This is a genomic window from Streptomyces sp. NPDC000348, assembly GCF_042898795.1.
Classification (GTDB): domain Bacteria; phylum Actinomycetota; class Actinomycetes; order Streptomycetales; family Streptomycetaceae; genus Streptomyces.
Genome location: NZ_JBIAZD010000018.1, coordinates 107,978 through 129,237, shown reverse-complemented (window position 1 = coordinate 129,237; position 21,260 = coordinate 107,978). Strand labels below are relative to the sequence as shown.

Here is a 21,260-nt window from a genome sequence, read left to right as displayed (position 1 = left end):
CGGCCCGGACGGGCACACCGGTCGCACCGCGGACGGACCGGGCGGCTTCGCCCTCCGCGGCCCTGCGGCCGCGGTGCGGACGCCCGCCGGGGTGGAGGCCGTGCGCCCCGCCCGCCGGGACGCGGCCCCGGCGGGGCCGGCGGGTCATGAGGGGAGCCGTTCGCCGGCCGACGGGGAGTGCGCGGGCGCGGGGGCCTTGGCCCGGTGCGGGTGGGGTGGTGCCGTGCGGTGCAGGACGTGGCCGCGCAGCCAGTGCCAGGCCGCGGCGGGCGGGACGAGCACGCTGGTGAGGGCCATGGTCACGACCTCCTCGCGGGTGCGCGGACCCGGCAGGATCCGGGCCAGGGCGAACTCGGCGGTTCCCGCCAGCCACCCGGCGGCGCACACCACCGCCGTGCGCGGCCGGCCGGACAGCACGCCGGCCGCGGCCGCCAGGCCCGCCGCGGTCAGCGCCAGATGCGCGGGCAGACGGCCCCGGGGCGCCTGTGCCCGCTGCCACCAGCCGCGCCCGTGCAGCCGGGTCATCAGCACGTCGTCGGCGTTGCCCGCCTGGAGCCGTACGGAGATCCAGCGCCCGGCGGGCCGCACCGGATGCGTGGTGACGCGGCGGCCCCCGGACAGCGTCCAGCCGGCGTCGAGCACCCGCAGCGCCAGGTCCGCGTCCTCCCGGAAGGCCCTGCGGAACCGTTCGTCGAAACCGCCGACGGCCTCCAGCGCCCGGCGGCGGTAGGCCATGTCGGCGGTGATCCAGCGGGCCCGGGCGAGTCCGGCGGTGCCCCGCTCCCAGTCGGTGGGCGGCCGGTCCGGCGGCAGGGGCACCTCGATCCGGGCGGTGATCCCGGCGGTCGCGACGCTCGCCCCGGCGAGGTCGAGCGCGAGGTCGTCGGCCCAGGTGGGGCCGGGCACCACGTCGTCGTCGAGGAAGACGATCCACGGCGCGTCCCCGGCGGCCCGCCACCCGGTGTTGCGGGCGGCGGCCGGACCCCGCGCCCCGCCGGGCACGACGAGGGTGCGCGAGCGCAGCGACGGCGGAACGGCGGCGGTCAGCGGCGCGCCGGCCGGGTCCGGACGGTCGTCGACCACCACGACCCGTACCGGACCGGGCCCCTCCGCCTCGGCCAGTGCCCGCAGACACCGCTCGAGGCCGGGCCGGCCGAGCGTCGGCACCACCACCGCGTACTCCCCGTCCGGGGCGGCCGGCCCGGTCACCGGGGGCCCTCGCCGTCGTCGCCGGAGCGGAACAGGCCGCCGCGCCGGATCGCGTACGGGCCGATGGCCAGGAGGTCGACGGGGGAGGAGCCGAAGCACTCCAGGGCGTCGCGCGGGTCGTCCACCATCGGCCGGCCCGCCGTGTTGAGGCTGGTGTTGACGACCACGGGCAGCCCGGTCAGCCGCTCGAACTCGCCCAGCATCCGCGCCACCAGGGGTTCGCGCGCCGGATCGACCGTCTGGATGCGGGCGGTGCCGTCGACGTGCACCACGGCCGGGATGCGGTCCCGCCAGGCGGGCGCCACGCCGTGCACGAACAGCATGTACGGACTGGGCAGCGGCCCGTCGAAGATCCCGGCGGCCCGCTCGGCGAGCACCATCGGTGCGACCGGCCGGAACTGCTCGCGCCCCTTGACGTCGTTGAGCCGTTCCAGATTGCCCGCGTGCCCGGGGTGGGCCAGCAGCGAGCGGTGCCCGAGCGCCCGGGGCCCGTACTCCCCGCGCCCCTGGAACCAGGCGACGATGCCGTTGTCCGCCAGCGTCCGGGCGACGGTGGCGGCGATGTCCGCCGGCCGCTCGAACGGTACGGCGGCCGTCTTCAGCCACGCTCCCAGCTCCGCGTCGGACCAGTCCCGGCCGAGATCGGCGCCGGTCATGGGCTCGGGCTCGTCACCGGCGCCGGCGGAGAGCAGCAGGGCGCCGCCGAGCGCGGTCCCCGCGTCCCCGGCCGCGGGCTGCACCCACACCCGGGAGAACGGACCCTCGCGGGCGACCCGGGAGTTGGCGACGCAGTTCAGGGCGACGCCCCCGGCGAGGGTGAGCACGGACGCGTGGGTACGGCCGTGCAGCCAGCGCACCAGGTCCAGCAGGGTCTCCTCCAGGACCGCCTGCGCGCTCGCGGCGACATCGGCGTGGTCCCGGGTCCACGGTTCGTCCGGGCCGCGCGGCGCGCACAGCTCGTGCCAGGGCACGCCGGTGGCGTGGAAGCCGCCGTCGCCGGTCGGATACACGTACCGGCGCAGTGCGGGCAGCATGCGCGGGGTGCCGTGGGAGGCGAGGGCCATCACCTTGAACTCGTCACAGGAGCGCAGGAAACCGAGGTGCTCGGTGAGTTCCTCGTAGACCAGGCCGAGCGAGTGGGGGAGGTCCTGCGCGCGCAGCGGCTCGAGCCGGCCGCGCACCCGGCGGGCGGCGAGGTGCGAGGCGCGTTCGCCGCGGCCGTCCAGCACGAGGACGCAGCAGTCCCCGGCGTCCGGTGCGGCGAAGGCGCCGGAGGCGGCGTGCGCCATGTGGTGCGGTACGAAGCGGACGATGCCGGGGTCGAGTCCGGGCAGCGCGGTCCGCAGGAAGCCGGGGGCCTCCCGCGCGTAGGTGAGCCGCAGGTGGTCCCACGGGTCGTCCAGGCCCATCGCGTCGGCGGGGCGGGCCAGCGCCGGGTCGAAGGAGTAGGCGACCGCGTCGAGGTCCTCCGGGCGCAGCCCGGCCCGCTTCAGACACCAGGCGGCGGCCTGCTCGGGCAGCTCCCAGGCGGAGAACGGCAGCGGGCGCTTGCCGTGCTTGCGCCGGGAGAACCTCTCCTCCTCCGCGGCGGCGACGGTCCGCCCGTCGATCACCAGGGCGGCCGCGGGGTCGTGGAAGAGGGCGTTGATACCGAGGATGCGCATGGGCGGACGGGCCTTTCGCGGATCGGGCGGCGGGGTGGGGCCGCGGTGTCCCGGGCCGGCGGGACGGCAGCGCTCAGCGGCGTGCTTCGGCGCGGAACCAGTCGATCGTGCGGCGCAGTCCTTCCTCGGCGCCGACCAGGGGCTCCCAGCCGAGCTTGTCGCGGGCCAGCGTGATGTCCGGACAGCGCACGGCCGGGTCGTCCACCGGGCGTTCGATGTAGCGGATCTCCGAACGGGAACCGGCGAGCGCGACGACGAGACGGGCCAGGGCGAGCATGGTGATCTCGCCGGGGTTGCCGATGTTGACGGGGCCGCGCATGCCGTGGCCGGCCGCCGCGAGGACGCCGGCCACCGTGTCGTCGACGTAGCACAGCGAGCGGGTCTGCAGGCCGTCGCCGGTCACGGTGAGGGGCTCGCCTGCCAGGGCCTGCCGGACGAAGGTCGGTACGGCGCGGCCGTCGTGGCCGCGCATCCGCGGGCCGTAGGTGTTGAACAGCCGCACGATGCAGGTGTCCGTGCCGTGGGTCTCCGCGTGGGCGGTGGTCAGCGCCTCGGCGAAGCGCTTGGCCTCGTCGTAGACGCTGCGCGGGCCGACCGGGTTGACGTGGCCCCAGTACCGCTCGTCCTGCGGATTCTGCTGGGGGTCGCCGTAGACCTCCGAGGTGGAGGCGAGAACGAAGCGGGCCTCGGCGTCATGGGCGAGTCCCAGGGCGTTGCGGGTGCCGAGACTGCCCGTCTCCATGGTGTGCAGCGGCAGCCGCAGATAGTCCGCCGGGGAGGCGGGGGAGGCGAAGTGCAGCACCAGGTCGGGCGGCCGGGCGACCGGCAGCTCCCGTGCCACGTTGGCCCGTACGAGTGTGAACCCGGGCCGTTCGAGCAGCGGGGCGATGTTCTCCGGCCGGCCGGTGCTGAGGTCGTCCACGCATGTGACGGCGGCGCCCGCGTCGAGCAGGGCGGCACACAGGTGGGAGCCGACGAATCCCGCGCCGCCGGTGACGACGGCGTGCTCCCACTTCCGCGATATGACGGTGCTCATGCCGCTCAGCCTGGACCCCGAACCCGCTCACGGCACGGCCGCCTACTGCATTCCGGTGAACGACCCGGCGTGACCACACGGTCGTCCGCCGCGGGCACGCGCCCTGCTCCCGGGCATCCGCCCTGCTCCCGGGCATCCGCCCTGCTCCCGGGTATCCGCCCTGCTCCCGCGGGCAGTCGTGCCTCCCCCAGTGCCTTGAAGGCCTGGGAGGTGCCCCCAGGGCGGCACGGGTGGGCGCGAGGGCACCCCGTAAGTGCCGGGCTGCGCAACCCACCCCCGGCCCACACCGAGGCGGGGCACCCAGCAAGGCGCCGGAGCCGCACACCCCCGCGCCGGCGCACACCCCCCGCGAACAACCGGCCCCGGCGAAAAGCCGTCGGATCACCTCACGAACGTGAGATCCGGATCAAGCCGGCCGAGCAGCGCCGACCGGTGCAGCGCCGCCACCGGAGCCACCAGATCCGGATGCCGTAACAACGCCGCCGCCCCACGCTCCGCCTCACCGGGCGAGACCAGCCGGCGGAACTCGACGCCCCCGTCCCCGTCCAGCGGGTCCAACGCGCCCACCGCGACAGCCGCCAGCCCCGCATCGGCCAGCAGGCACACCGCCCAACTCGCCACGACCTCGTCGACCCACGTGCGCCAGGCCTCCCCCTCACCCCCTCCGCCCCCGTCACCCGCGTCCGCCCCGGTCACCCGGTCGAGCCGTCCCGAACCCCCCGGCCCCGTCAGCCCGACCAGGGCGACGTCCATCTCCGTCGGATACCGCAGCCGCGCGGCGACGGTCACCGCCTGCCGCGCCTGCACCTCGCACAGGGCGGCCGCCAGCGCCCCGCCGGATGAGGGGAAGGAACGGGTCAGCCACTGCGCGGTCGCCGCGATGACCGGGGAGAGATCTGTGTGCACTGCCGGGCCGTCCGAGCTGCCGGGGGTGGGAGAACCGGACGGAACGCCAGCCGCCGCCCCGCCCGTCCGGATATGACCCCGGCCTCCTCCGGCACGTGGCCTCGGCCACATCCGAACGGGTGGCCCCGCACCCGCCCGGAGTGTCCCGCCACCCCCCGGGGCACCCGGCGGCCATGGACGTACTCAGCCGCCCCCTGATCGACCGCACCCTGCCGCTGCTGGCCGAGGGCTACGCCTGGCTGCCCAACCGGATGCGCGACACCCCCGGCCCCGTGGTCCGCACCCGGATCCTGGGCCGGCCCGCACTCGCCCTGCGCGGCCCCGAAGCGGTGCGCTTCTTCTACGACGAACGGAACGTGCACCGGCACCGCGCCATCCCCGAACCCGTACTCGCCACCCTGTTCGGCCACGAGGCGGTGCACACCCTCGACGGCGCCGCCCACCGTGCCCGCAAGTCCCTGTTCCTGCCACTGCTCGAGCCCGGCCGGATCGCCGGCCTCGTCGGCCACGTGACCGCCGCCTGGGACGAGGCCGTACCCGCGTGGGGCCGGCGCGGCTCGGTCGTGCTGTTCGACGAGGCGGGCACGGTGCTCGCCACCGGTGTCCACCGGTGGGCCGGAATACCCCTGGACGACGCCGACGCCGAGGCGACGGCCCGCGACATGATCGCCATGGTCGACGGCTTCGCCACCGCCGGGCCGCGCCACCTGCGGGCCCGGCGCGCCCGCGCCCGGCAGGAGGACCGGCTGGGCCGGCTGGTGCGGGACGTACGGTCCGGCACGGTCACCGCCCCGGCGGACTCGGTCCTCGACCTGGTGTGCCGGCACCGCGACGCGGACGGCGAGCCGCTCGACGAGAAGACGGCCGCGGTGGAACTGCTCAACGTCGTCCGCCCGACGACCGCCGTCGCCTGGTTCGTCGCCTTCGTCGCGCACGCCCTGCACAAGTGGCCCGAGCACCGCGCGCCCCTCGCGGACGGGGACGCCCCGTTCGCCGCCGCGTTCGCCCACGAGGTGCGCCGCTTCTACCCGTTCGTGCCGTTCCTCGGCGGTCTGGCCGCCCGGGACCTGTACTGGCGGGGCGAGTGGGTGCCGGCCGGGGGACTGGTGGTGCTCGACGTGTACGGCCAGAACCACGACGAGTCGCTGTGGGGCGATCCGTACGCCTTCCGCCCGCGGCGTTTCCTCGAACGGCCCGTGGAGCGCGACGAACTGATCCCGCAGGGCGGCGGCGACCCGGCCACCGGCCACCGCTGTCCCGGCGAGGGCATCACCGTCGGAGTGCTGGAGGCGCTCGCGGTGCGGCTCGCCCGGATGGAGTACACGGTGCCGGAGCAGAATCTCACGATCCCGCTGCACCGGGTCCCGACCCGCCCGCACAGCGGCGTGCTCCTGTCCGGCGTACGCCCGCCCGCCGTCCCCTCGTGATGCCGTACTCCTTCGGCCCGTTGAAGAAGTGACGCATGGAGGCCTGGTGGTGGAAGTCCCGGCGCCGGTCTCCGCCTCGGGCGGGACGTCCGCCCCGGTGTCCACGGCGACTGCCCTGCGGTCGTGCCGTCACAGCCGCTGCCACAGCGCCGGAGTGCCGGCGGGCGCCCACGCGCCCTGCGCCTGGTGGGTCTGCAGGCACTGGTAGCGCACACCGTCACGGGTCACCGTGGTGCCCGCCTCGTAGACCCGGCCCGCGGTCCACGTCTCGCCGCCGTCGTCCTGCCCGCCCGGCGTGGTCTGCGCGGCGGCGGCGGTGGTCAGGGTGAGGCCGAAGTCGCCGAGGATCGGGTTGACCGGCTGGTAGAACGTCGTACCCCCGCCGGTGCAGTCACCGGACCCGCCGGAGGTGACCCCCTGCGCCTGCGCGCCCGCCACGAACGGCCCTCCGGAGTCGCCCGGTTCGGCGCACACCGTCGTCCGGGTCAGTCCGTCGACCCTGCCCTCGGGGTAGCTGACGCTGGTGTCGTGCTGCTCGATGGTGCCGCAGTGCCATCCGGTGGTCGAGCCGGAACGGCACACCGACGCCCCGACGAGCGCCTGCGCCGAGCCGGTGACCTGCACCTCCTGGCCCTCCTGCGCCTTGACGTCGGGCGTGGGCGTCCACTGGTCGTCAGTGGCCACCCACGCCATGTCCTTGCCGGGGAAGACGGAGGCCTGGAAGATGCCCTGCGCGGTGCGGTCGTACCCGGTCGTGGTCGCGCCGGCCCTGCCGCAGTGGCCGGCGGTGGCGAAGCCCGCCTGCTCGCCCCTGGTGACGGAGAAACCGACGGAGCACCGCGCGGAGTCGTCGATGTAGAAGGCGTCGCCGCCGGTGATGTCCTGCAGCAGGCGCGGCCGGACCGTCGTCAGCCGGATGCCGACGTCCTCGCCCTCGAGCCCCGCGGCCTCGACGAAGGCGTTGCCGGCCTCCTGACTGGTCGCCTGCACCACGACCCGGTTCTCCGGTATGTCGACGTACCAGACGGGCGTGTCGAGGGTTCTGGCCCGCTCGGCCGCCGCGTCCAGCTTCGCCTTGGCCGCCTCCAGTCCGGCCAGCGTCCGCCGCACCACCTTGGCGGTGGCGCCCTCGGCCTCGATGGCCGGCGCGTCCTCGGCGTCGGTGGTCGCGACCGTGAGCTCGTCGGACGTCCTGCCGCGCACCCAGGCACCGGCGAACCGGTCGCCGAGCGCGTTGCGCAGCCGGCCCGCCCGGGTGCCCGCCTCCGCCTCGTTGACCAGCCGTTCGGAGGCCTGCGCCGAGTCCAGCCGCAGATCGCGCTGGAGCGCTATGAGCAGGTGGGGCGACGGCCGGTCGGCGCCGAGGGTCTGGGCGGCGCCGGGCGCCGGCCCCGCCGCGGGCGTGGGGTCGGCCGCCGCGGTGTGGGGGAGTCCGGCGAGGACGAGGGCGCCGAGCACGGTGAACGCCGACCGGCGCGCGGCCCGGGCGTGTCTGAGGACCATGCGGTACGTCTCCTTCGTTGGGAGGGGCTGCCGAGGAGACTTAGGCCTTGCCCGTGGTGTCCGACGCGATGTCAGGACACGCCGGGATTAACGCGTTCGGGAAGCGCGCGGACGCCAGGTGCAGTACGTGCGTACGACTCCGGGCACCCGGACGGGTCGGACCCGGCGTCAGACCGGGCGATCCCGCCTCGGTGAGGAAGGAGGCGACCGTGCCCCCGGGCGCGCGCGTGGTGACGCGGACGACGGGACGCGGAGCCCGAATGCCGGGCGGACGGAACGCGCACGGCGCGCACCCCGTGCGGGGCGTTCACACGGGAGGCCGTACGCGGCCCCGGACCGGGACGGGGAAAAGCGCCGCCGGCACGGCCGGCGGCGCTGGGGCGGTGGGCGGGCTCAGGCGGTCGCCGCCCCCGTGCCGGCGCCCACGCGGTCGCGGACCGGCAGGTGGTAGACGTGGAAGGCGCGGCCGATGACCGGCTGGGCGACGTTGCGCACCTTCACGCCTCCCGTCGTCATGCCGTGCTCGCTGCCGGCGTGCGCGTGCCCGTGCACGGCGAGGTCGGCGCCGGCCGTGTCGATCGCCTCGGCCAGCAGGTAGCTCCCCAGGAACGGATAGATCTCCAGCGGCTCCCCGGCCAGGGTCTCCGGCACGGGGGAGTAGTGGGTGAGGGCGATCCGGACGTCGCAGCCCTCCTCGCCGAGCTTCTCCAGCGAGGCCCGCAGGCCGTCGGCGCACCGGCGGGACAGGCGCACGAACTCCTTCATCACCGGCTCGCCGAACTCCCCGGCGCTCGCCCCGACGAACCCGCCGCCGAACCCCTTGGTGCCGGCCACCCCGACGCGCACGCCCCCGACCCGCACGACCGCCGACTCCCCCTCCAGGACGTGGGCACCGGCGTCCCGCAGGACGGCCGTGACCTCGTCCTGCCGGTCGTCGTGGTGGTCGTGGTTGCCGAGCACGGCGACCACGGGGACGCCCAGGCCCCGGATCTCGTCGGCCACCACGCGGGCCTCCTCGACGGTGCCGTGCCGGGTGAGGTCCCCGGCCAGCAGCAGGAGGTCGGCGCACTCGGGCAGGGTGTCGAACGCGGGGCGGAGCGTGCCCCGGGTGTCGGGTCCCATGTGGATGTCGCCGACGGCGGCGATCCGGATCATGACAGTTCCTCCGCGTGATCGGGCGACGCGGTCTCGCTGACCACGATGTCGCAGTGCACCTCGAGTCCGGTGAGCTCCTCGCGCACCGTGGACAGGACGTCCTCGCGGCAGCGGGCCGAGGGGACGGTCCCGGTGACCAGTACGGCCCCGCCGCGTACCTCGGCCCGCACCCCGAGTTCGCCGAGCTCGCCCTGGGCGAGACGGTCCTGGAGGTGGGCGATGCGGTACTCCGGGCTCGCCGCCGCCGGTGCGCCGCCCGCCGGTCCGGCGTCGTGGGTGTTCATGGGCGTTCCTTCCGCGGACGGTCAGATGACGTTCAGGCGTTCCAGGAGGAAGAAGAAGGCGGCGGGCATGGGCTCGTCCCCGCAGTCGCGCCGCACCCGCTCCCAGTCGACCTTCTCGCGCAGCGCGCGGGCGATGGGCAGGACGGCCCCGAAGTCGCAGTGGTGCTCCGAGAAGGCGGCCAGCAGACCGGTCAGCAGATCGGTGGGGGCCAGGACCGGCATCCGCACCGACTCCACCGGGAGCTCCTGCGCCCGCCGGAGCATCTCGGTGGAGACGGGCCGGTGCGCCAGCTCGAAGATGAGGTCCACGTCCTGGCCGAAGCAGGTGGCCTTGATCAGCCAGTCCTCGGGCGGGGTGTACACCGTCAGCCCGGCGTCGCGGAGCGTCGCCGCCACCGACTCGGCGTCCTCGGGCCGGACGCAGAAGTCGACGTCGTGCTGGAGGTTCCCGCTGCCGCCGTGGGCGTGGACGGCGACGCTGCCGGCCAGCGCGAACAGGTGCCCGCCCCGCTTGAGCACCGCGCCGACCCGCTTGGCCGCCTCCAGGATCGCCTGGTTGCGGTCGCGGGGGAGCTCCGGGTCGTCCTCCCGGGCCCGTGCGCCGCTCCGCACGGCGTGCGCCGGCACCGGTCCCGGGACGTCCGTGGCCAGACGGAGTTCCCGGGTCCCCGGGGGCCGGGCGAGCGTGGCGTCCTCGCCGTTCTCCGTCATGACCACTCCCTTCACCGACCGGACGGTCCGCGCGACCGCCGTGTGCCTGCACCTAGTACCCGGCGCGCCCGTTCCGACACGGCTGCGGGCGAAAGGCGGCGCGCGGACCGGGGCGCCGTGCGGCGCCCTCGCCGTCACGGGCGTACAAGAAAGGCGATTAGGTTGATTACAGCTGAATATGGGGTGAAAGTCAGGGAAGGTGATGAGTGCCCGTGAGGGACTCGCTCGTGGAGGTCGACATGGAGCAGGACACGTCCCGTCCTTCTGATCTTCCGCAGCCCCTGCGGGCCGTCGCCTCGGGCCTGCGGCACCTGCCGGGCGCGGAGCGGGTGGGGAGGGTGGCCGGCGGCACCCTGGACGCGATCGGCGCGGTGTCGCCGCGCGGACGCCGGATGGCCGTCTACGCCGGAGCCGGGGTGCTCGGCGTGGCCGGCGTCGTCGAGTGGCCGGTGGCGCTGACCGGCGCGGCCGTCGCCTGGCTCACCCAGCCGCGCCCCGCACGGCCGGACGGCGAGCCGGGCGCGGAGTCACCGGACGGCGGCACACCGGCCGGCGCGGACGAGCGGCACGGGACACCGGCCGCGGCCGGCGCGCCCGGCGACCTGCCGGCCACGGGCCCCGGCGACCGGCTCACCCCCTCCCGCCACCGCGACGGCCGGGCGGAACACCCCGTGCACGAACAGCCCGCCAAGGTCGGTGACACCGCCACCGCCTCGGCCCTCAAACAGGTCGCCGAGGCCACCCAGCACCACGACGCCCCCCACCCGGACCCGGACGCCGCGCCCGGACAGCCCCACGACGCCCGGCACACCGGCTGAGTCACGACCCACGGGACCCCGCAGATGCTCACACGCTTCGACGCCGCCCCCCTCGCCGGGGCCGTGGCGGGTGCCGCCGCGGGCGCCGCCCGCAACGCCGCACAGGGCATGACGTCCGTCCACGACACGACGCGCCGCCTCGGCCACGTCGTCCGCAACGCCCTCGGCGGCGGACGGCACTGGCGGGCCGGACACCGCGTCCACCTGGCCCTGCGGCACCCGGACGGCGCCGTCGCCCCGCTCGCCCGCAAGGTCGCCGCCGAACTGCTCGACCACCCCGACGTGCTGACGGCGTACTGGGACGAGGGGCTGTCCCGGCTCGTGGTGACCGCCGTGACGGACGCGGCCGGCGACCGGGTGACCGAGCGGGCCGTCGCGCTCGCCGCCCGCCTCGGACTGACCGAGGACGCCGGCCCCGAGGACGAGGGCGGGACGGCCCACCCCGGCGACCCCCGCGAGGTACGGGTCGCCGCCACCGCGCTGCTGCTGGACGCCGCCGGCGCGGCCGGCGCCCTGGCGGGCCGGTCGCTGCGCCTGCCGCCGAGCCCCAAGGCGGTCACCGCCGCCGTCACCCTGCTGCGCGAGAACCCCCGCTTCCGCGCCCTGCTGCGGCAGCGGCTGGGCCGCAGCGACATGGAACTCCTCCTCGCCGCCGCCAACGCCGCCGCGCACGGCGTCGGACAGTCCCCCGTGGCCCTGCTGCTCGACGGACTGCTGCGCGCCGGCCAGCTGACCGAGGCGGCCGCCCGGGCCGCCGCCTTCGAGACCCTGCACGACGACGTCTGCCTCGAACGGCGCACCAGCATCCCCTGCCCCACCGGTACCCGCCCGCCCCTGCGGGTGACGCCCGCCCAGGCGTACGCGGCCCACGCCGGCACCGGCAGCGTCGCGGGCGCCGTCGCCACCCTCCTCGTCACCCACGACACCGGGGAGGCGGCCGAAGCCGTCCTCGCCGGGTCCCCTAAGGCGGCGCGCTACGGCCCCGCCGCCTTCGACGCGGTCCTCGGCACCCACCTCGCCCGGTCCGGCGTCCTGGTCCGCGGCGCCGACCGGCTGCGGCAGCTGGAGATCGCCGACTCCCTGGTCCTGCACGCCGACGTCCTGCGCGGCCGGGCGGGTCCCGCCGGCGGCGCGCCCGCGGTGTTCGAGGACCCCGTCGACCCCTTCGCCGAAGCGGTCCTCGACGCGGCCCGCCGGGCCGGGCTGCACGTCGTGGTCACCGGCGGCTCCGACCTGAAGGACATCACCCGCCTCGCCGACGAGGTCGCCCCCGTCGATCTGCCGTTCGGCGACGTCGTCCGGGCGCTGCAGAACGACGGGCACATCGTGGTGAGCGTCGCCCGCGTGGTCGCGCACGGTGACGACGTGGCGGACGGACTGCCCGCCGGCGACGTGGCGATCGCCCTCACGGACGCGCGCTCGGCGCTCGCCTGGGGCGCCGACGCGCTCGCCCCGAACGGACTGGCCGACGTCTGGCGCCTGCTGACGGCCGTCCCGGCGGCCCGCCGGGTCGGCCGCCGCTCGCAGACCCTGGCCCGGGCCGGCGCCGCCCTGTCCGGGCTGATGGTGGCCCGCGGCGGCACGCCCGGCGGCCGGCTGTGGCAGCGGCTCACCCGGCACGCCCCGGTGAACATCGCGGCGACCGGGGCCCTGCTCACCGGCTGGACGGAAGGCCTGCGCGTGGCCCGCGCCACGCCGCCCGAGCCCCGGCTGCACGTGCCCTGGCACGCCCTGGAACCGCACGAGGCGCGCGAGCTGCTGCGCGACACCCGCGCCGACGCCGAACCCGGCGGACTCGCCCTGTTCGCCGAACGTTCCCGGCAGCGGGCCGCGCGGCTCACCCGCACGCCCGCGGCCGCCCCTGCCCGCTGGACCTGGCAGGCGGCCGGCGCCGTCCGCCGCGAGCTCGACGACCCGCTCACCCCCGTCCTGGCCACCGGGGCGGTCGCCTCGGCGCTGCTCGGCTCGCTCGTCGACGCGCTGCTGGTCGTCGGGGCGATGGACATCAACGCGGTCGCGGGCGGCCTGCAGCGGCTGCGCGCCGAACGGGCGCTGGCCCGGCTCGCCGCCCACCAGCAGCCCAAGGCCCGCCGCCAGGTCACCCGCGACCGCACGGTCCTCGTCGACGCCGCCCGGCTGCGGCCGGGGGACCGGATCAGCCTCGGCGCCGGCGACGTCGTACCGGCGGACGCGCGGCTGCTGGAGGCGGACGGACTGGAGGTCGACGAGTCGTCGCTCACCGGCGAGTCGCTGCCCGTGGCCAAGGCCCTGGACCCGACCCCGGGCGCGCCGGTCGCCCAGCGGGCCTGCATGGTCTTCGAGGGCACCACCGTCGTGGCCGGCCGCGCCGACGCGCTCGTCGTGGACACCGGCGACCGCACCGAGGCGGGGCGCGCCGTCGCCCTGGCCGCCCGTACCCCGCCGCCCGCCGGGGTCCAGGCGCGCCTGCAGGAACTGACCCGCAAGGCCCTCCCGGTGACCCTCACCGGCGGCGCGCTGGTGACCGGCCTGTCCCTGCTGCGCGGCAGCCCGGTGCGGCGCGCCGTCAGCGGTGGTGTCGCCGTGGCCGTCGCCGCCGTCCCCGAAGGGCTGCCGCTGGTCGCGACCGTCGCCCAGATGGCCGCCGCCCGCCGGCTCTCCCGGCGGGGCGTGCTGGTCCGCACCCCGCGCACCCTGGAGGCGCTCGGCCGGGTCGACACCGTCTGCTTCGACAAGACCGGCACCCTCACCGAGAACCGGCTCCGCCTGGTCCGGGTGGCCACCGCCGACGGCGCCGTCCTCGCCCCGGACACCGAGGACGCCGTGGCGGTCGTACGGCTCGCCGCGCGGGCCTGCCCGCAGGAGGAGACCGGTGAGGGCCGCCGGATCGCCCACGCCACCGACGAGGCCGTCCTCGACGTCGCCCCGCCCGACACCGGCTGGACCGCCGACGGAGAGCTGGCCTTCGAGGCCAGCCGCGGCTACGCGGCGGCCGTCGGCCGGGACGGCGACGCCGGACTCCTCGTCGTCAAGGGCGCCCCCGAGACGGTGCTCCCCGCCTGCCGGGACCTTCCCGGGGAGGCGGAGAGCACCGCCCACGCCCTGGCGGGCCGGGGACTGCGCGTCCTCGCCGTCGCCCGGCGCCCCCGCCGGGAACCCGACCCGGACGCCGAACTCGAGGCCGGCCTCGCGGACCTGGAGTTCGCCGGACTGATCGCCCTCGCCGACGTGCCGCGCGACACCTCGCGGGAGCTGCTCACCGAACTGCGCCGGGCCGGCATCCTGCCCGTCATGCTCACCGGCGACCACCCGGAGACCGCCCGCGCCATCGCCCTGCAACTGGGCTGGCCCGAGGAGACGGAGGTGGTCACCGGGGACGACCTGGTCGCCATGGGCCGCTCGGACCGGGTGCGCGCGCTGCACGGCGCCGGAGTCGTCGCCCGGGTCGCCCCCGAGCAGAAACTGCACGTCGTGGAGGCCCTGCAACAGGCCGGCCGGGTGGTGGCGATGGCCGGCGACGGCGCCAACGACGCCGCCGCCATCCGTGCCGCCGACGTGGGCGTCGGCATCGAGGCCCGCGGCTCCGCCGCCGCCCGCAACGCCGCCGACCTGGTGCTCACCACCGGTGACCTGTCCGTCCTGGTGGACGCCGTCGGCGAGGGCCGCGCGCTGTGGCGCAGCGTCGCCGACGCGGTCAGCATCCTCATCGGCGGCAACGCGGGCGAGGTCGGCTTCAGCGTGCTGGGCACCCTGATCGCCGGGTCCTCACCGCTGTCGACCCGTCAGCTGCTCCTGGTCAACCTGCTCACCGACATGTTCCCCGCGATGGCGGTGGCGGTGACACCGAGCGACGACCCGTCGACGGCGGCGCACGCCGCGAGCGGTCCGATGGGCCTCGACGTCCTGGGCGCGCCCCTGCTGCGCTCCATCCGGCGCAGGGGCGTCACCACCTGCCTCGGCGCGGTCACCGCCTACCTGATCGGCCGGCTCACCCCCGGCACCGAACGCCGCTCCACCACGATGGCCCTGTGCGGGGTGGTCGGCGCCCAGCTGGCGCAGACCCTCTCCGGGCGCCGCCACAGCCCCCTGGTGTGGGTGACGGCCCTCGGCTCCGCGGCCGTGCTCGCCGCCCTGGTCCAGACGCCGGGCGTCAGCCACTTCTTCGGCTGCGCCCCGCTCGGCCCCGTCGCCTGGGCGGGCGTCGCCCTGGCCATCACCCTGTCGGTGCTCGCCCCGCGCCTGGAACGCCTCGAAGCGGTGCGGCGCCTGTACGACGCCGCGTCCCGCCTCCTCCTGCGTCTCGGCGCCCTCGCCGGCCGGACCCGGCCCCTCCTGCGCGCGGGCGTCGTCCGCCCGGTGGCCTGACGGTCCGTCCCGCCCCGGCGGATTCGCCCCCGTGCCGTCAGAATGGAGGTGCGGGGCGGTCCCGGAAACCGACCGGGGCTCCGCCGACGCAGGCGGGCGCGGACGCGCCCGGTGCCGGGCCCGCCGCAGAGCGAGAAGGGCGAGGACAGGCATGAAGGGTTACGTCTTCCACGGTCCCGGGCAGTCCGCCTGGGAAGAGGTTCCCGACCCGGCCGTCAAGGAACCCGGCGACGCCATCGTGCGCGTCGACGCCGTCACCATCTGCGGCACGGACCTGCACATCCTCAAGGGCGACGTGCCCGAGGTCCGTCCGGGCACCGTCCTGGGCCACGAGGCGGTCGGCGAGATCGTCGAGACCGGCGGCGACGTCCGCACCCTGCGCCCCGGGGACCGGGTCCTGGTCTCCTGCATCTCCGCCTGCGGGCGCTGCGGCTACTGCCGCGAGGGCATGTACGGCCAGTGCCGGGGCGGCGGGGGCTGGATCCTCGGCCACCTCGTCGACGGCACCCAGGCCGAGTACGTACGCGTCCCCCACGCCGACCTGTCGGTGTACCCGCTGCCCGGCGCGGTGCACAACGAGGACGCCGTGCTGCTGGCCGACATCTTCCCCACCGCCTACGAGGTGGGCGTGCTGAACGGGCGGGTGCGCCCCGGCGACACGGTCGTCGTGGTCGGCGCCGGGCCCGTCGGGCTCGCCGCGATCGCCACCGCCCGGCTGTTCGGTCCCGAACGCATCGTCGCCGTGGACGTGGCCGCCTCCCGGCTGCAGGCCGCGAAGGAGTTCGGGGCCGAGGCCGTCGCCGACGCGGGCGAGGGCCCCGAGCAGCTGATCGCGGACCTCACCGGCGGGCTCGGCGCGGACGTGGTCATCGAGGCGGTGGGCGTCCCCGAGACCTTCGAGCTGTGCGCCCGCGTGGTGCGGCCCGGCGGACACCTGGCCAACGTGGGCGTGCACGGCGCCCCCGCGACGCTGCACCTCGAGGACCTCTGGATCAAGAACGTCACCATCACCACCGGACTCGTCGACACCCACTCCACCCCCACCCTGCTGCGGATGGCGGCCGCCGGCCGGCTGCCCACGCGGCAGATGGTCACCCACACGTTCCCGCTCGACCACATGCAGGAGGCCTACGACGTCTTCGGCAACGCCGCCGAGACCGGGGCGCTCAAGGTCGTCCTCGGCGTTCCGCAGCACGAGGTGGTGCCCGTTCCCCCGGCGGTCTGACGGGGCACCGGCGGACCGGGCCGTTCGGCCCATGCGGGCGCGGGGCGGCCGGGTCCACCCTGGAGTGAGGTGCCGTCCGCTACCCGCGCGAGGAGGTGACCTCCGATGGCGAGGACGCAGGGTGCGAGGCCCCGGAGGGTGCGGCTGTGGCGGTGGCGGAGGAACCCGCTGCGCCGCCGCAGCGATCTGGCCGAGGCCTGGCTGGTGCTCGCCACGCTCGTCCTCGCCCTGCTGCTCGGGGCGTTCTCCGGTCTGACGGCGGCCGGAGCCGTGGACGGGTCGCTCGCCGAGCGCCGGGAGCGGGCCACTCCCGTCCCCGCCGTACTGGCCGAGGACGCCGCCGGGCTCTCCGCGCCGGTGACGCAGGACGGGGACGGCGGCGTATGGGCCGAGGTGCGGTGGACCACCCCCGACGGAACCGTCCGCACGGGCCGGGCGGAGGTCGACCCGGGGAGCCCGGCGGGCGCCCGGGTCACCGTGTGGACGGACCCCGCGGGCCGGCTGGTCCCCGCACCGCCCGCCGGCGCGGAAGCCCGGTTCCAGACCGTCATGGCCGGTGTCACGGTCGCCGTCGCCGCCGGAGGACTGGTCCTGCTCGGCGGCCGGCTCGTCCAGGCCCGGCTGCAGCTGCGGCGCCTGGCCGAGTGGGAGACCGAGTGGCGCCGGGTCGAGCCGGCGTGGCGCAGGCGCATGACGGGCTGAGGCGAGGAGGGACGGCGACCAGGTCTTCCAGGCCCTCACCGATCTGCTGAATTGCAAAATTTAGCAATTGGCTACATGCTTTTCTTGTCATACAGTCGCAGCCGAAGTCGAGGGCCCGTGTCCGTACCGCTGCCGCAGGCCGGAGTCCGGTCCCGGATCACCTCGCTGCTGCCGGCCCGCGCCGATGCGGACCGGATGCGGCGCCATCCCCGCCGGGACCTGCTCGCCGGTCTGACCGTCGCGGTCGTCGCGCTGCCGCTCGCCCTCGGTTTCGGTGTCTCCTCCGGGCTCGGCGCCGAGGCGGGGCTGGCCACCGCCGTGGTCGCCGGGGCCCTGGCGGCCGTGTTCGGCGGCTCCGACCTCCAGGTCTCCGGGCCGACCGGGGCGATGACCGTGGTCCTGGTGCCCATCGTCGCCGACCACGGACCCGCGGGTGTGCTCACCGTGGGTCTGATGGCGGGCGTGATCCTGGTCGCGCTCGCGCTGCTGCGGGCCGGGGGGAGCATGCGGTACGTGCCCGCGCCGGTGGTGGAGGGCTTCACGCTCGGCATCGCGTGCGTGATCGGGCTGCAGCAGATCCCGAACGCCCTCGGCGTGCCGGCGCCCGAGGGGGAGCGGGTCCTGGTGGTGGCCTGGCGGGCCTGCCGGGAGTTCGCCCGCGCCCCCGACTGGACGGCCCTGGCGCTGGCGCTCGCGGTGGCGGGCGCGATGCTGCTCGGGGCGCGCTGGAAACCGGCCGTCCCCTTCTCCGTCCTGGCGGTGGTCGCGGCCACCGTCGTGGTCCGGGCGGCCGGCCTGGACGGGGTGCCTCTGATCGGCGGCCTGCCCCCGGGCCTGCCCGCCCCCTCCCTCTCCTTCGTGGACCCGGGCGCCCTGGGCGGCCTGCTCGCGCCCGCCCTGGCGGTGGCGGCCCTGGCGGCCCTGGAGTCGCTGCTGTCCGCCTCCGTCGCCGACGGCATGACCGTCGGACAGCGGCACGACCCCGACCGCGAACTGTTCGGCCAGGGCCTCGCCAACATCGCCGCCCCGCTGTTCGGCGGCGTCCCGGCGACCGGCGCCATCGCCCGCACCGCCGTCAACGTCCGTACCGGCGCCACCTCCCGGCTGGCCGCGCTCACGCACGCCGCCGTCCTCGCCGTGATCGTCTTCGCGGCCGCCCCGCTGGTGTCGCGGATCCCGCTCGCCGCCCTCGCCGGCGTGCTGCTGGCGACCGCGGTGCGCATGGTCGAGGTCGGCTCGCTGCGCGCGATGGCCCGTGCCACCCGCTCCGACGCGCTGATCCTCGTCCTGACCGCCGTCGCCACGCTCGTGCTCGACCTCGTCCAGGCGGTGGTCATCGGTCTGGCCGTCGCCGGCGTGCTCGCGCTGCGCGCCGTCGCCCGGCAGGCCCGGCTCGCCCCGCTGCCGCTCGACCGGGGCGACCACACGGACGAGGAGCACGAGCTGCTGGCCGGGCACATCGTCGCCTACCGCCTCGACGGCCCGCTGTTCTTCGCCGCCGCCCACCGCTTCCTGCTGGAGCTGACCGAACTCGCCGACGTACGCGTGGTCGTCCTGCGGATGTCCCACGTGAGCGTCGTCGACGCCACCGGGGCCCTGGTCCTCAAGGACGCGGTGACGAAACTGGGCCGGCGCGGCATCGTCGTCATGGCGTCCGGTGTCCGCCCGGAGCACCGCCGGGCCCTCGCCTCGGTGGGAGTCCTGGAACTGCTGCGGCACGAGGGCCGGGAGTACGCCACGACCCCCGAGGCGATCCGCGCCGCCCGCGACCACCTGGAACGCGCCGGCGCCCTGCGGACGGCGGGGCCCGTGGCCGCGGTGCCCGCGCCCACCCGGGAGGCGCCGTGACGGCCTCCGTGCCGAACACCCTGCCGCACCGCCATGTGCTCACCGTGCCCACCGGGCCCGGAGCCGTGCGCCTCGCCCGCGAAACGGCCGAGCGGGCCCTGGCGGAGTGGGGCATCGGCGAGCGCCACCCCGCGGTGGGCCCGGCGCTGCTGATCCTGGGCGAACTGGTGGCCAACAGCGTCCGGCACGCGGCCGAGGCCTCCCCGCAGACGACGGTGGTCTACGCGGCGGGTCCCGGGTGCCTGGTGCTCGCCGTGCACGACCGCCACCCCTACCTGCCGCGGCTGTCCGGGCCGGACGGCGCCGGACCGGGCGGGCTGGCCACGGTCGTCGAACTGACCCGCGGCCTGGGCGGCACCGCCGTGGTCCGGGGCGACGCCGACGGCCGGGGGAAGAGCGTCTGGATCACGCTCCCCCTGTGAGCCCGCCGGGTCCGGCCGCCGGACGGCGGGGATGTACCGAGTTGCTAATGTCGGAAAGCGTCGAGGCGGACGCCGACGAACAGATGAGGCGATGGACCGAGGACCGGCCGTGCGGGCCGTGCTGCCGCGCCGGAAAGGGGACGGCACGATGACCACGCCGCTGTACCAGCTGAAGGCCGAGTTCTTCAAGACGCTGGGCCACCCCGCCCGCATCCGCGTGCTGGAACTGCTCAGCGAGCGCGAGCACGCGGTCGCGGAGATGCTCCCCGAGGTGGGCATCGAGCCGGCGCACCTCTCGCAGCAGCTGGCGGTGCTGCGGCGGGCGAACCTGGTGGTCGGCCGCAAGGAGGGCTCGACCGTGTACTACTCGCTGACCAGCCCGCACGTGGCGGAGCTGCTGCGGGTGGCGCGCACCATCCTGTCCGGCGTGCTCGCGGGGCAGGCCGAACTGCTCGCCGACCTCCAGGCCGCGCAGGGCGAGCCGAAGCCCCTGCCGTAGACGGCCGTGGGGGGGGGGGGGGGGGCCGGGCCCCCCGGGGGGGGGGGGGGCGGGCGGGGGGCGGGGGGGGGGGGGGGGGGGGCCCCCCGCCCCCCCCCCCCCCCCGCCGCGCGGGGCCCCCCCCCCCCCGGGGGGCGGGGGGGGGGGGCCCCCCCGCCCCGCCGGCCACCACGGGGGCCGTCGTGCCGGACGGGGCCGGGGCGACGGGGGAGCGGGGGCGGAACCCGGACGGCACCGCCTTCGCGGCGGTCAGACCTCGCCGCGCCAGGCGCCCGTCTCCAGGCCGCGCCGCTCGATGAACTCCTTGAACCGCTTCAGGTCACCGCCGACCTGCCGCTTGACGAAGCCGAGCTTGTCACCCGCGCTCTCGGCCACGCCCTGCGGGTCGAAGTCCATCTGCAGCATCACCTTGGTGGTGGTGTCCCGCACCCGGTGGAAGGTGACGACACCGGCCTGCCTCGCCTCACCGCCGACCGTGGTCCAGGCGACGCGCTCGTCCGGGATCTGCTCGGTGATCTCGGCGTCGAACTCCCGTTCCACGCCCCCGACCTTGGTCACCCAGTGGGTCAGGGTGTCGCTGCGCTGCTCGATGCGCTCCACGCCGCCCATGAACTCCGGGAAGCTCTCGAACTGGGTCCACTGGTTGTAGGCGGTGCGGACCGGGACGTCGACCTCGATCGATTCCTCTACCTGCGACATGCGTCGGCTACCTCGCTTTCCGATGGGGAACGGGGTACGGGTACCTGTTTCCGCACCGGGCAATCATGGCGATCCGTCGCACCGGCCCGCCGGGGCGTCAGGCCTCCTCGCGGCGGCAGTGCAGGAAGAGCTGCGGCTCGGGCCGGGCGTCGGGGTGGGTCGGGGTGAACATGACGCTCTCCTGCGACTCCACCGTCAGGCCCGCCGCACGCACGAGGGCGACGAGGTCCTCCGCCGCGAAACTGGTGACGCGCACGTCCCGCCCCATGAAGACGCCGTCGAACCCCTCGACGTCCAGCGGCACGGTGGCCAGCACCAGCAGGCCGCCCGGGCGCAGTGCCCGCGTCAGCCGGCGCACCACCTCCGACTGGTCCGCACGGGACATCTGCAGCAGCGCGAAGTACACGCAGACCGCGTCGAACGAGCCGTCCTCGAGGGGCGTCCGGCGGATGTCGGCGCACCGGAACCCGGCCCCGGGCACCTGCCGGGAGGCGATCTCCACCATCACCGGGGACACGTCGACGCCCAGCACCCGGTGACCCGCCCCGGCGAGCGCGGCGGCGGTGGGACGGCCCGTCCCGCTGCCCACGTCCAGCACCCTGCTGCCGGGCGCCAGCCCTTCGAGCAGCCGGTCCAGCGACGCCCGGTGCGCCGACGAGGAGGCGAACGCCTTCTCGTACTCGCCGCCCAGGGCGTCGAACACCGCCGCCGCCGGTGATCCGTGATCCTCGTCGACCAAGACGCACCCCGTCTCCGCGTACCGATGCGGGGCATCGTGCCATCCCCGCCCCGCCGTGACAACGGGACA

At 76.2% G+C, this 21,260-nt stretch carries 18 protein-coding genes; 8 read left to right on the top strand and 10 right to left on the bottom strand.

Annotation, left to right across the window (positions count from 1 at the left end):
- Window positions 1–144: 144 nt before the first annotated feature.
- The 4 genes from ACFY3N_RS29115 to ACFY3N_RS29100 form a co-directional block, all read right to left on the bottom strand.
- Window positions 145–1,209: a glycosyltransferase family 2 protein gene (locus ACFY3N_RS29115; RefSeq protein WP_390819744.1), complete on the bottom strand. Its 1,065-nt coding sequence runs from the start codon at window positions 1,207–1,209 to the stop codon at window positions 145–147.
- Window positions 1,206–2,873, bottom strand: a complete 1,668-nt coding sequence (locus ACFY3N_RS29110; protein WP_390819743.1) for a carbamoyltransferase — start codon at window positions 2,871–2,873, stop codon at window positions 1,206–1,208. Before ACFY3N_RS29110 ends, ACFY3N_RS29115 begins: the two co-directional genes overlap by 4 nt.
- A gap of 73 nt (window positions 2,874–2,946) precedes the next feature.
- On the bottom strand, window positions 2,947–3,909 hold the full coding sequence (locus ACFY3N_RS29105; protein ID WP_390819742.1) for an NAD-dependent epimerase/dehydratase family protein: 963 nt from the start codon (window positions 3,907–3,909) through the stop codon (window positions 2,947–2,949).
- Between the two features lie 381 nt (window positions 3,910–4,290).
- Window positions 4,291–4,815 (bottom strand): hypothetical protein, encoded by a 525-nt coding sequence (locus ACFY3N_RS29100; protein WP_390819741.1) that lies wholly within the window; start codon window positions 4,813–4,815, stop codon window positions 4,291–4,293.
- A 173-nt stretch (window positions 4,816–4,988) separates the two neighbouring features.
- On the opposite strand from ACFY3N_RS29100, the gene ACFY3N_RS29095 reads away from it, so the two are divergent.
- Complete coding sequence (locus ACFY3N_RS29095; RefSeq protein WP_390819740.1) at window positions 4,989–6,242, top strand: cytochrome P450; 1,254 nt, start codon at window positions 4,989–4,991, stop codon at window positions 6,240–6,242.
- Between the two features lie 129 nt (window positions 6,243–6,371).
- Here ACFY3N_RS29095 and ACFY3N_RS29090 read toward each other — a convergent pair whose 3' ends face one another.
- The 4 genes from ACFY3N_RS29090 to ACFY3N_RS29075 all read right to left on the bottom strand — a co-directional run bounded on the left by ACFY3N_RS29090 (window position 6,372) and on the right by ACFY3N_RS29075 (window position 9,895).
- Entirely contained in the window at window positions 6,372–7,745 is a 1,374-nt protein-coding gene (locus tag ACFY3N_RS29090) for an alpha-lytic protease prodomain-containing protein (protein ID WP_390819739.1), read from the bottom strand.
- 393 nt (window positions 7,746–8,138) lie between these two features.
- Window positions 8,139–8,900 (bottom strand): metallophosphoesterase, encoded by a 762-nt coding sequence (locus ACFY3N_RS29085; RefSeq protein ID WP_390819738.1) that lies wholly within the window; start codon window positions 8,898–8,900, stop codon window positions 8,139–8,141.
- Window positions 8,897–9,184, bottom strand: coding sequence for a BON domain-containing protein (locus ACFY3N_RS29080; RefSeq protein ID WP_390819737.1), 288 nt, complete (start codon window positions 9,182–9,184; stop codon window positions 8,897–8,899). Before ACFY3N_RS29080 ends, ACFY3N_RS29085 begins: the two co-directional genes overlap by 4 nt.
- A 21-nt stretch (window positions 9,185–9,205) precedes the next feature.
- Window positions 9,206–9,895, bottom strand: a complete 690-nt coding sequence (locus ACFY3N_RS29075; RefSeq protein WP_390819736.1) for a nucleotidyltransferase family protein — start codon at window positions 9,893–9,895, stop codon at window positions 9,206–9,208.
- Between the two features lie 212 nt (window positions 9,896–10,107).
- Between ACFY3N_RS29075 and ACFY3N_RS29070 the strand changes: the two genes are divergently transcribed.
- From ACFY3N_RS29070 to ACFY3N_RS29040, 7 genes are all read left to right on the top strand, one after another.
- Window positions 10,108–10,713 (top strand): hypothetical protein, encoded by a 606-nt coding sequence (locus ACFY3N_RS29070; protein ID WP_390819735.1) that lies wholly within the window; start codon window positions 10,108–10,110, stop codon window positions 10,711–10,713.
- Between the two features lie 24 nt (window positions 10,714–10,737).
- Window positions 10,738–15,057: an HAD-IC family P-type ATPase gene (locus ACFY3N_RS29065; protein ID WP_390819734.1), complete on the top strand. Its 4,320-nt coding sequence runs from the start codon at window positions 10,738–10,740 to the stop codon at window positions 15,055–15,057.
- A gap of 151 nt (window positions 15,058–15,208) precedes the next feature.
- Window positions 15,209–16,282, top strand: a complete 1,074-nt coding sequence (locus ACFY3N_RS29060; RefSeq protein WP_390819733.1) for a zinc-dependent alcohol dehydrogenase family protein — start codon at window positions 15,209–15,211, stop codon at window positions 16,280–16,282.
- Between the two features lie 105 nt (window positions 16,283–16,387).
- The gene (locus tag ACFY3N_RS29055; protein ID WP_390819732.1) at window positions 16,388–16,984 is read left to right on the top strand and encodes a hypothetical protein; all 597 of its coding nucleotides are present in this window, start codon (window positions 16,388–16,390) and stop codon (window positions 16,982–16,984) included.
- Between the two features lie 117 nt (window positions 16,985–17,101).
- A complete protein-coding gene (locus ACFY3N_RS29050; RefSeq protein WP_390819731.1) occupies window positions 17,102–18,832 on the top strand; it encodes a SulP family inorganic anion transporter in 1,731 nt (576 codons plus the stop codon).
- Complete coding sequence (locus ACFY3N_RS29045) at window positions 18,829–19,254, top strand: ATP-binding protein (RefSeq protein WP_390819730.1); 426 nt, start codon at window positions 18,829–18,831, stop codon at window positions 19,252–19,254. Before ACFY3N_RS29050 ends, ACFY3N_RS29045 begins: the two co-directional genes overlap by 4 nt.
- 148 nt (window positions 19,255–19,402) lie before the next feature.
- Window positions 19,403–19,753 carry an ArsR/SmtB family transcription factor gene (locus ACFY3N_RS29040; RefSeq protein ID WP_390819729.1) on the top strand — a complete coding sequence of 117 codons (351 nt, stop codon included), beginning with the start codon at window positions 19,403–19,405 and terminating at the stop codon, window positions 19,751–19,753.
- A 249-nt stretch (window positions 19,754–20,002) separates the two neighbouring features.
- On the opposite strand, the gene ACFY3N_RS29035 is transcribed toward ACFY3N_RS29040, so the two are convergent.
- Both ACFY3N_RS29035 and ACFY3N_RS29030 read right to left on the bottom strand, forming a co-directional pair.
- The gene (locus ACFY3N_RS29035) at window positions 20,003–20,452 is read right to left on the bottom strand and encodes an SRPBCC family protein (protein WP_390819728.1); all 450 of its coding nucleotides are present in this window, start codon (window positions 20,450–20,452) and stop codon (window positions 20,003–20,005) included.
- 97 nt (window positions 20,453–20,549) lie between these two features.
- The gene (locus ACFY3N_RS29030) at window positions 20,550–21,191 is read right to left on the bottom strand and encodes a class I SAM-dependent methyltransferase (protein ID WP_390819727.1); all 642 of its coding nucleotides are present in this window, start codon (window positions 21,189–21,191) and stop codon (window positions 20,550–20,552) included.
- Window positions 21,192–21,260 lie beyond the last annotated feature (69 nt).